This is a genomic window from Campylobacter sp. 1569 (assembly GCF_024723675.1).
Classification (GTDB): domain Bacteria; phylum Campylobacterota; class Campylobacteria; order Campylobacterales; family Campylobacteraceae; genus Campylobacter_D; species Campylobacter_D jejuni_C.
Window position 1 is genome coordinate 1 of sequence record NZ_JANQDB010000070.1, and the last position, 289, is coordinate 289.

Consider the following 289-nt stretch of genomic DNA (forward strand, 5'->3'; position numbering starts at 1 on the left):
AATCATAACTTGTTCATTGTTAACAAATATTTCTAATTTATTTTTAGAGTTTTTAGGTATAGATATCCATAGTCTTTTTTGATAACAAAACACCCTATCTAAAAAATCATACTTTACTATCTTTTCATAATCTGCACATACTTCTTCTCCATCAACAAGTATACTTTCAATATCTTTATCATCTCCAGTATAGTAAGTAATTAAAATTTGCTCTTTATATGGATCATAATCTTCTATATAAGCTATTTGAAAAGGTGGCTTTTCTTTTTTAAAGCAATTTAAAATTCCT

At 24.6% G+C, this 289-nt stretch carries 1 pseudogene; it reads right to left on the minus strand.

The features are described from left to right. A pseudogene (locus CAMP5060_RS08220) lies at nt 1–289 on the minus strand (capsular biosynthesis protein); the annotation flags it as partial.